The organism is Spirillospora sp. NPDC049652, assembly GCF_040675125.1.
Taxonomy (GTDB): Bacteria; Actinomycetota; Actinomycetes; order Streptosporangiales; family Streptosporangiaceae; genus Spirillospora.
This window is the reverse complement of sequence record NZ_JBFAOF010000282.1, coordinates 1-7,865: the sequence shown is the minus strand read 5'-3', so window position 1 is coordinate 7,865 and position 7,865 is coordinate 1. Positions and strand designations below refer to the sequence as shown.

The following is a 7,865-nucleotide window of genomic DNA, read 5'->3' as shown; positions in this document are numbered from 1 at the left end:
GCGGGCCTGGTCGGCATCACGGGTACAGCGGCAGCCCCTTGAGGATCTTGTCGACGGGGTTGCGCGGGCCGTGCAGGGCGAGGCCGACGAGCGGCAGGTCGTCCGCGGCCCGGGCGAGGACGGTCGCGCGGTTGTCGGCGTCGTTGCCGGTCTTGAACATGTCCTCGATGTAGACGGCCTCGCGGATGTCGTCCCGCGCGAGCGCGCGCGTGTGGACGGACGCGAGTTGCTCGGCGGACGCCGCGTAGACGAGCACGGGCTGGACGAACATCGGGAGGTAGCGGTTGCCGGACGCGTCCTCGTAGGGCTCGCCGATGAGCGCGGGGTCTCCCCCGGCGACCGCGCTGGACAGGAACGCGGTCACGTTCAGCCGCTGCCAGGCGGCCAGGTCGTCGCGGACCACGATCCCGATCTTGGTGTCGAAACGCATGCCGCGCAGCCTGCCCGGACCCGCGCCGCGCCGTCTTGAACGCTCGTGCGCGACGATGGACGGATGCACGGCGGTGGACGGATGCACGGCGATGGGCGGATGCGAGGCGAGTGGACCCGCTACTGGCGCGCGCCGGACCGTCCGGTCGAGGCCATGTACGCGCACTTCGAACGGCACGTCTACCACCGGCACAGCCACGAGTCGTACTCGTTCGGCGTGACCGAGGCCGGGACGCAGGCGTTCCGCTGCCGGGGCGGTGCGCACACGAGCGCGCCCGGGATGGTCATGGCGTTCAACCCCGACGATCCGCACGACGGGCAGGCCGTGGACGCGCTCGGGTTCACCTACCGGATCATCCACCTGGGCCCCGAACTGGTCGGGGACGTGCTGGCGGACGCGCGGATCCGTGGCGGCGCGCCGCTGTTCGCCTCGCCGGTGGTGGACGATCCCGTCCTGGCGGCGAGCCTGCGCGACCTGCACGCGGGACTGCTCGGCGGCGCGTCCGCGCTGCGCCAGAACGAGCTGACCACGCGCGCCGTCGCGGCCCTCGCCCGGCGCGCCGCGCACCTCCCCGGACCGGGCCGTCAGCTGGACGGCGTGGTCGCGCGCGCACGAGCCGTCCTGCATGACGACCCCCTGGCGGATGTCACGGCCGACGAGCTGGCCCAGGCCGCCGGAACCAGCCGGTTCGCGCTCTACCGGGCGTTCCGCCGCGCCTACGGGATGGCTCCCAGCGACTACCAGCGGCAGCTGCGGCTCCGCGAGGCGCGCGGGCTCCTGCGCGCGGGGACTCCTCCGGCCGAGGTCGCGGCGCGCACGGGCTTCGCCGACCAGAGCCACCTGCACCGCTGGTTCGTCCGCTATTACGGCCTAACTCCCAGCAAGTACGCGGCCGGGGCACAATGACACCTGTGAGACGTGCGAGCGGAAGTCTGTTCGGGTTGGCGTACGGGGACGCGATGGGCGCTCCCACCGAGTTCCTCGACATGAAGCGGATCCACCAGCGGTACGGGTTCGACGGCCCGCGCGACTTCGAGCGGACGCCCGCGCTGGTCACCGACGACACGCAGATGGCGCTCGCCGTGGCGGAGGGGCTGGTCGACGCGCTGCGGAACCCGCCGTTCACCGCGGCGCTGGTCACGCCGATGTGGCGGCGGCGGTTCGTCGACTGGCTGCACGACCCGGAGAACAACCGCGCGCCCGGCAACACCTGCCTGCGCGCGTGCGAGGGGCTCGACCGCGGCCTCCCGTGGGAGCGCGCGACGCTGATGGGCTCCAAAGGCTGCGGCGCGAACATGCGCGTCACGCCGGTCGGCCTCGCGCCGGGCCTCAGCGACGACCAGCGGGCCGGTGCGGCGCAGCTCCAGTCCGCGCTCACGCACGGCCACCCGACCGCGCTCGCCGCGAGCGAGCTGACGGCGTTCGCGACCCGCTGGCTCGCCGACGGCATGGACCCCGCCGACCTGCCCGCCGCGCTCCGGCGGCGCGCGACCGAGCAGCGCACGGTGTACCGGGAGGCGTGGCTCGGCTCGATGTGGACCCTGTCCCAGGACCCCTCCGCCGAGGCGTTCATCGCGCGCGGCTGGGACGACTGCCTGGCCGTCCTCGACCGGCTGGACGCGGCGCTCCGCTCCCCCGACCGCGGGGCCGACCCGTGCGAGGCGACCGGCGCGGGCTGGGTCGCCGAGGAGGCGTTCGCGACCGGGCTCTACTGCTTCCTGCTGTTCCCCGAGGACCCGGTGTCGGCGATCTGGCGGGGCGCGGCCAGCTCCGGCGACTCCGACTCGATCGCGTGCCTGGCGGGGGCGTTCGCCGGTGCGCACCTCGGCATGGACGCCTGGCCCGCCGAGTGGGCGTCCCGCATCGAGTACGCCGACCGGCTGAACGCCGTCGCCGTGGCCTGGGACTGAGCGCCGCCCGATGAGCGGACGTCACGCGTCCACAGGCGCCGAGGGACGGGTGAAGACGCGCCGGCCGTGGGCCGCGCTGGTGACGAGCCTCGCGCTGACGCTGGTGATGTTCGCGGCGGCGGGCCTGTGCCTGGAGGGTGCGATCACGCAGGGCAACGCGACGAGCCGGGCCGCCGCCGGGAAGGGACGGCCGGGCGTCTTCACCGCCGAGGACCGGCGCTGCGACAGGAGGTGCTCCTGGTACGGCAGCTTCACCGCCGACGGCCAGGCTGCGCCCGACGCCCGCGACCGGGAGCTGCGCGGCGCGCACGAGTCGTCCGTCCGGGCCGGACGGCAGGTTCGGGTGCGCGATGTCGGCCGGTTCGTGCAGGCCGAGGGCGGTAAGGCCGAGTGGGGCTCGACGGTCGCGAACTCGATGGGGGCGTTCCTGCTCGGCGTCTTCGGAGTGCTCGGCGCGGTCGGCTCGACCGTCCTGTGGGGCCGCTGCCGCCGTCTCGGTTAGGCCGAGGCGCACCAGCCGGTGAGGCGCTCGATGACGATCTCGATCACCGGGCCGTCCGGGCGGCGGTCGCGGTAGCGCGGGTAGCGGGCGGCGAGCAGGTCCAGCGGGGCGGCCATGGCGTCCGGGTCGGTGATGACGCGGGCGCGGCCGTCCACCCGGACCCACCACAGCCGGTCCCAGTCGTCGTCGTAGTGGTCGGCGAGGACGGACGCGCGCGGGTTCGCCCGCAGGTTCTCCAGACGCCGCAGGTCACGGGTGGACTTGGGCTTGTGGTCGACGGCCGTCAGGACGCTCCCGCCGGACACCGCGAACGTGATCGGCACGATGTGCGGACGGACGGCCGCCCCTCCCGCCGCCGAGACGGTGGCGAGGTGGGCGACGGGCGCGGCGGCCAGGCGGGCGAGGGCGTCCGCGCTGCTGAGGCTCGGCACCCGTCCATCAGATCACAGCGCCCCCAGCGCGCGCCGCACGGCCGGGGATCAGTCGGCGAACTTCGGCGGACGGCCCTGCTTGCGCGCCGCCGTGGCCTCCTCGAAGTTGCGGGTGGTGAGCCGGACGAACAACTGGCCGAGGCCCTCGTGGTCCATATGGGCGTCCAGGCTCCCGGCCTCCAGCCCCGCCCACAGCATCCGCTTGGTCAGCTCCACTCCGGGACGGCTGAACCCGATGATGCGCTCGGCGAGCTCGTAGCAGGCGTCCAGGAGCTCGTCCGGTTCGACGGCGCGCGAGACCAGGCCGACGCGCTCGGCCTCGGCGGCGTCCACGTCCCGCCCGGAGAGCATGATCTCGAACGCGCGGGACGACCCGATCGCGCGCGGCAGCAGGTAGGACAGGCCGAGCTCGCTCGCGGTGAGCCCGTTGTTGATCCCGGCGGCGCGGAAGTAGGCGTCGCCGGACGCGGCGAGGCGGATGTCGGCGGCGAGCGCGAGGCACAGCCCGCCGCCGATCGCCGGGCCGTTCACCGCCGCGATCACCGGCTGGTGCATGCGGCGCAGCGTCCGGATCACGTCGTCGAGCAGCTCCATCGAGCGCAGCGCGATCGAGGAGACGGTGAGGCCGTCGATGCCGGGGATGCGGCCGGGCGACTCCTGGTCGGCGCCCGAGCAGAACCCGCGTCCGGCCCCGGTGACCACGACCACGCGCACGTCGTTGTCGCGGGACAGCCCGGCGAGGGTGTCGCGGAAGGGCACCATCACGTCGAACGCCATCGCGTTCATCCGCTCGGGCCGGTTCAGCGTGACCAGCGCGACGTGCGGACGGGGCCGTTCGACCAGCACGAAGTCCGACATGGGCATCCCCTCACTCCCGGGTCACCTAGCAAGCGCTAGGTTACACAGGCCGGGGATCAGGCGGGCGGGGCGTCCTCGGGCCCCGTGAACCCCGCGGCCGAGGGCCTTCCGGGAGGGGGCGGCACATAGGACGGGCCCGCGAACCGCTCCATCGCCTCGGCGAGCTGCGCGTCCGTCAGCACGCGCGGCTCCCCCGCCACCCGCGCCCTCAGGTACACCCCGCACAGCCACTCCAGGAGCAGCGCGTTCTCGACCGCCTCGTTCAGGTCGGCGCCGAGCGCGACCGCGCCGTGGTTCGCCATGAGCGCCGCGCGCCGTCCGCCCTCCAGCGCGGCGACGACGTTGCGGGCCAGCTCGGGCGTCCCGTACGTCGCGTACCCGGCGACCCGGACGACCCCGCCCAGCAGCAGCGTGTAGTAGTGGATCGGCGGCAGCTCGTCCAGGACGGCCGAGACCGCCACGCAGTCGGCCGAGTGCGTGTGCACGATCGCGCCCGCGTCGGTCTCGCAGTAGATCGCCAGATGCATCGGCGTCTCGGAGGACGGCTCCCGCAGGCCCTCCGCCACGCGTCCGTCCAGCCCGAGGACCGGGCAGTCGCGCTCGTCCAGCCGGTCGAGCCGCGCGCCGCCCGGAGTGACGACCACCCGGTCGCCCTGGACGCGCACGCTGATGTTCCCCGCCGAGCCGCTGACGAGGCCCTCCTCCACCAGGCGGCGACCCGCCCGGCACACACCGGTCCGACCCGCATCAAGCAGCAGCACCCGGTCAACCCCTCACATTCGAGACGTTCCGGACCGTAGGCTAACGCCCCGCCGATCTTCCGAGGGAGGCCCGACGTGGTGGACACGGCGCCCGGGCGCGACCGCGCCGCCGCGACCGGGCACCGTGTCCGAGAATGTAGACGCCCGCATGTGGCGTCCGGTTTCGACTTTCGTGCACCTTTCTCTTTCGATGACTCTCCGCGATGTGCCGAATCACTGCCCGCGGGACGGCTCCCACCGACCTTCCCGACACCCTCAGGGCCGTGGACACATGTTTCGGTGGCCGGAAACGCCGCACGCCAAGAGGGACGCCGGTCGAACACGCGGGCTCCGCGGAGTAAAACTCAGGGCGCGCTCAGGCGCGCCCTTTGCCTGCGAGGTTCGCCCCATTAAGGTGACTCAACGTGTCGAGCGATCGGAAGCGGGAAGTCAGCGCGGGCTCGCGGGACGAGCGGACGCCGTCCGAACCCTCGGACGCGTCCGGTTCACCCGCCTCCGAAGAGGCCGAGGAGACGACGGACGACGCAGCGCCGAAGGCCGCCGGCGGCGGCGGTCGCGAAGCGGACGACACCGGCGCCGGAACACCGGAAACGGACAGCGAAGCCGTGGCGGACCCGGACGGCGACGCCGAGGGAGACCCCGACACCGAGGCTGAGAAGGCCGACGAGAAGGCCGACGACGCGCCGGACGTCGCCGCGGAGGTGCGCGACGCGCTGCGCGAGCTGGTCGGCCGGCTCGACCGCGAGGCCGAGCGCGCCGCCCACCGCGAGTCGGTCATCGACCGGCTGCACGAGGAGAACCAGCGGCTGCGGCGCGGCGAGCTCGAGGCGACGCTCGAACCGGTCCGCGCCGCGCTGTACAAGGTCCACGACACGCTGCGGCAGGCCGCCGCGTCCCCGCCGGAGCCCGAGCAGGCCGCCAAGCTGCTCGGCGACTGCGCGAACGAGGTCGCCGACGCCCTCGGCCGGACCGGGACCGTCCGGTTCGAGGTCGAGCCGGGCCAGCCCTACGACGCCTCCCGGCACCGCCCCGTGGAGGCCGTGGAGGCGGACGACCCGGACCGCGCCGGCACGGTCCTCGCCGTCCTGTCGGACGGGTTCGAGAACGGCGGGCGGGTCGTCCGCAAGGCCGGGGTCCGGGTGGCGAAGTCGGTCAAGAGCGATGCGCGGCGGCGGACGGAGCGGGACGATGGTCACCGACGGTCGGCGCGCTGACGTCCGGACCCGGGCGGCCCGCGCCCGGCGACCCCGCGACCCGGCCCCCGGCGACCCGGTGGCCGGTGCCCCGCCGCACCCCGGTAGCGATAGGTGAAGAGGATATGGCTGTCTACGGGATCGACCTGGGAACCACCTACTCCTGCATTGCCTCCATCGACGACGTGGGACGCCCCGCGGTCCTGCGGAACCTGGAGGGCACCGACACCACCCCCTCGGTGGTGTACTTCGAGAGCGAGGACAACGTGGTCGTCGGGCAGACCGCGAAGGACACCGCGGTCCTGGAGCCCGAGAACGTCGTCAGCCTGGTCAAGCGGGACATGGGCCGCGAGGTGGCCCGGGACATCCAGGGGATCGAGTACACCCCCGAGGAGCTGTCGGCGTTCATCCTGCTGAAGCTGGTCACCGACGCGCGCACCCAGTCCGGCGAGGACGCCCGCGACGTGGTCGTGACCGTCCCGGCCTACTTCGGCGCGGCCGAGCGCGACGCGACCCGCAAGGCGGGCCGGATCGCCGGGCTGAACGTCATCGACATCGTGTCCGAGCCGATCGCCGCCGCGATCACCTACGGCGTGCTGAACCCCGAGCAGGACCGCACGATCCTCGTGTACGACCTCGGCGGCGGCACGTTCGACACCACGGTCATCACGCTGCGCGGCGGGCACATCGAGGTGGTCTGCACCGACGGCGACCACGAGCTCGGCGGCGCCGACTGGGACGCCCGGCTGGTGGAGTACCTGGCCGAGCGGTTCCGCGCCAAGCACCCGGACGCGGGCGACCCGCTGGACGACCGGCAGTCCGAGCAGCAGCTCCGCCGGGACGCCGAGGACGCCAAGAAGTCGCTCACCAACCGCACCGCGCACACCGTCCGGGTGATGCACGACGGGCGCAGCGCGACGGTCGAGATCAGCCGGGAGAAGCTCGAGGAGCTGACCCGCGACCTGCTGGACCGCACCATCGAGATCACCGGCCGGACGCTGGAGACCGCCCGGGAGAAGGGCGTGACCGACTTCGACGACCTGGTGCTGGTCGGCGGCTCCACCAAGATGCCCGTGGTCGCGGCGCGGCTGTCCACCGAGCTCGGCCTGAACCCCCGGCTGCAGGACCCCGACCTCGCGGTCGCCAAGGGCGCGGCGCTGTACGCGTTCGAGGAGACCTACCGGCGGCTGCTGGCGGCCGGGCAGGAGGAGCAGGCCGAGGAGATGGCCGGGCGCGCCGGGCTGTCGGCCGACCAGAAGGCGCAGATCGCGGGCCGCCGGATCCGCACGGTCGCCTCGCACGCGTTCGGCATCGTCGTCGTCGACCGCGACAGCGGTGCCGAGCACGTCGCGCACCTGGTGCACGCCAACGACGAGCTGCCCGCCGCGCACACCGAGGACTTCTACACCGTGCACGACGAGCAGACCTCCGCCGACGTGCGGGTGATGGAGCAGGCCGGGTCGGTCGAGTCGGCCGAGCTGGTCGACAACACCGAGATCGCGACCGGGCAGATCCGGATCCCGGCGGGCAAGCAGGCCGGCTGGCCGATCGGGGTGACCTTCGAGCTGGACGCGTCCGGGCTGCTCAACGTCGCCGCCGTGGAGAAGGAGACCGGCGAGCGGCTGGAGCTGAAGGTGGACGTCGGCGGGATGTCCGAGGAGGAGGTCGAGCGGTCGCGCACCGCCCTGTCCCGGGTGAAGGTGAGCTGAGCGCGCGATGACGACGGGTGGCCGGCCGTCCGGGCAGGGCTTCGACGCGGCCTACCAGCGCGAGGTGCTGG

At 73.6% G+C, this 7,865-nt stretch carries 9 protein-coding genes; 5 read left to right on the top strand and 4 right to left on the bottom strand.

Features of this window, described 5'->3' with window-relative positions; genetic code table 11:
• Positions 1-16: 16 nt before the first annotated feature.
• The gene (locus AB0J52_RS19300; protein ID WP_500182968.1) at positions 17-430 is read right to left on the bottom strand and encodes a DUF2000 family protein; all 414 of its coding nucleotides are present in this window, start codon (positions 428-430) and stop codon (positions 17-19) included.
• Positions 431-529: 99 nt separating this feature from the next.
• On the opposite strand from AB0J52_RS19300, the gene AB0J52_RS19295 reads away from it, so the two are divergent.
• Genes AB0J52_RS19295 through AB0J52_RS19285 form a run of 3 tightly spaced genes read left to right on the top strand, consistent with a single transcriptional unit; the run spans position 530 to position 2,842 of the window.
• On the top strand, positions 530-1,336 hold the full coding sequence (locus AB0J52_RS19295) for a helix-turn-helix transcriptional regulator (protein ID WP_500182967.1): 807 nt from the start codon (positions 530-532) through the stop codon (positions 1,334-1,336).
• Complete coding sequence (locus AB0J52_RS19290) at positions 1,333-2,340, top strand: ADP-ribosylglycohydrolase family protein (RefSeq protein WP_500182966.1); 1,008 nt, start codon at positions 1,333-1,335, stop codon at positions 2,338-2,340. Before AB0J52_RS19295 ends, AB0J52_RS19290 begins: the two co-directional genes overlap by 4 nt.
• A 10-nt stretch (positions 2,341-2,350) precedes the next feature.
• On the top strand, positions 2,351-2,842 hold the full coding sequence (locus AB0J52_RS19285) for a hypothetical protein (protein WP_500182965.1): 492 nt from the start codon (positions 2,351-2,353) through the stop codon (positions 2,840-2,842).
• Here the strand turns inward: AB0J52_RS19285 and AB0J52_RS19280 are convergent.
• From AB0J52_RS19280 to AB0J52_RS19270, 3 genes are read right to left on the bottom strand one after another with little or no spacing between them, the layout of a single operon-like run.
• The gene (locus AB0J52_RS19280) at positions 2,839-3,273 is read right to left on the bottom strand and encodes a TIGR03668 family PPOX class F420-dependent oxidoreductase (protein WP_500182964.1); all 435 of its coding nucleotides are present in this window, start codon (positions 3,271-3,273) and stop codon (positions 2,839-2,841) included. The genes AB0J52_RS19285 and AB0J52_RS19280 overlap by 4 nt on opposite strands.
• A 48-nt stretch (positions 3,274-3,321) precedes the next feature.
• On the bottom strand, positions 3,322-4,131 hold the full coding sequence (locus tag AB0J52_RS19275; RefSeq protein ID WP_500182963.1) for an enoyl-CoA hydratase: 810 nt from the start codon (positions 4,129-4,131) through the stop codon (positions 3,322-3,324).
• 56 nt (positions 4,132-4,187) lie between these two features.
• Positions 4,188-4,889, bottom strand: a complete 702-nt coding sequence (locus AB0J52_RS19270; RefSeq protein WP_500182969.1) for a class II aldolase/adducin family protein — start codon at positions 4,887-4,889, stop codon at positions 4,188-4,190.
• A gap of 407 nt (positions 4,890-5,296) precedes the next feature.
• Here AB0J52_RS19270 and AB0J52_RS19265 point away from each other — a divergent pair, with 407 nt between their 5' ends.
• Positions 5,297-6,106 (top strand): nucleotide exchange factor GrpE, encoded by an 810-nt coding sequence (locus AB0J52_RS19265; RefSeq protein WP_500182962.1) that lies wholly within the window; start codon positions 5,297-5,299, stop codon positions 6,104-6,106.
• A gap of 104 nt (positions 6,107-6,210) precedes the next feature.
• On the top strand, positions 6,211-7,794 hold the full coding sequence (locus tag AB0J52_RS19260; protein WP_500182961.1) for an Hsp70 family protein: 1,584 nt from the start codon (positions 6,211-6,213) through the stop codon (positions 7,792-7,794).
• Positions 7,795-7,865 lie beyond the last annotated feature (71 nt).

Bases quoted from the DNA above. Each gene is read 5' to 3' on its own strand.
- AB0J52_RS19300 (WP_500182968.1), bottom strand. From the start codon at position 430: ATGCGTTTCGACACCAAGATCGGGATCGTGGTCCGCGACGACCTGGCC.
- AB0J52_RS19295 (WP_500182967.1), top strand. From the start codon at position 530: ATGCGAGGCGAGTGGACCCGCTACTGGCGCGCGCCGGACCGTCCGGTC.
- AB0J52_RS19290 (WP_500182966.1), top strand. From the start codon at position 1,333: ATGACACCTGTGAGACGTGCGAGCGGAAGTCTGTTCGGGTTGGCGTAC.
- AB0J52_RS19285 (WP_500182965.1), top strand. From the start codon at position 2,351: ATGAGCGGACGTCACGCGTCCACAGGCGCCGAGGGACGGGTGAAGACG.
- AB0J52_RS19275 (WP_500182963.1), bottom strand. From the start codon at position 4,131: ATGTCGGACTTCGTGCTGGTCGAACGGCCCCGTCCGCACGTCGCGCTG.
- AB0J52_RS19260 (WP_500182961.1), top strand. From the start codon at position 6,211: ATGGCTGTCTACGGGATCGACCTGGGAACCACCTACTCCTGCATTGCC.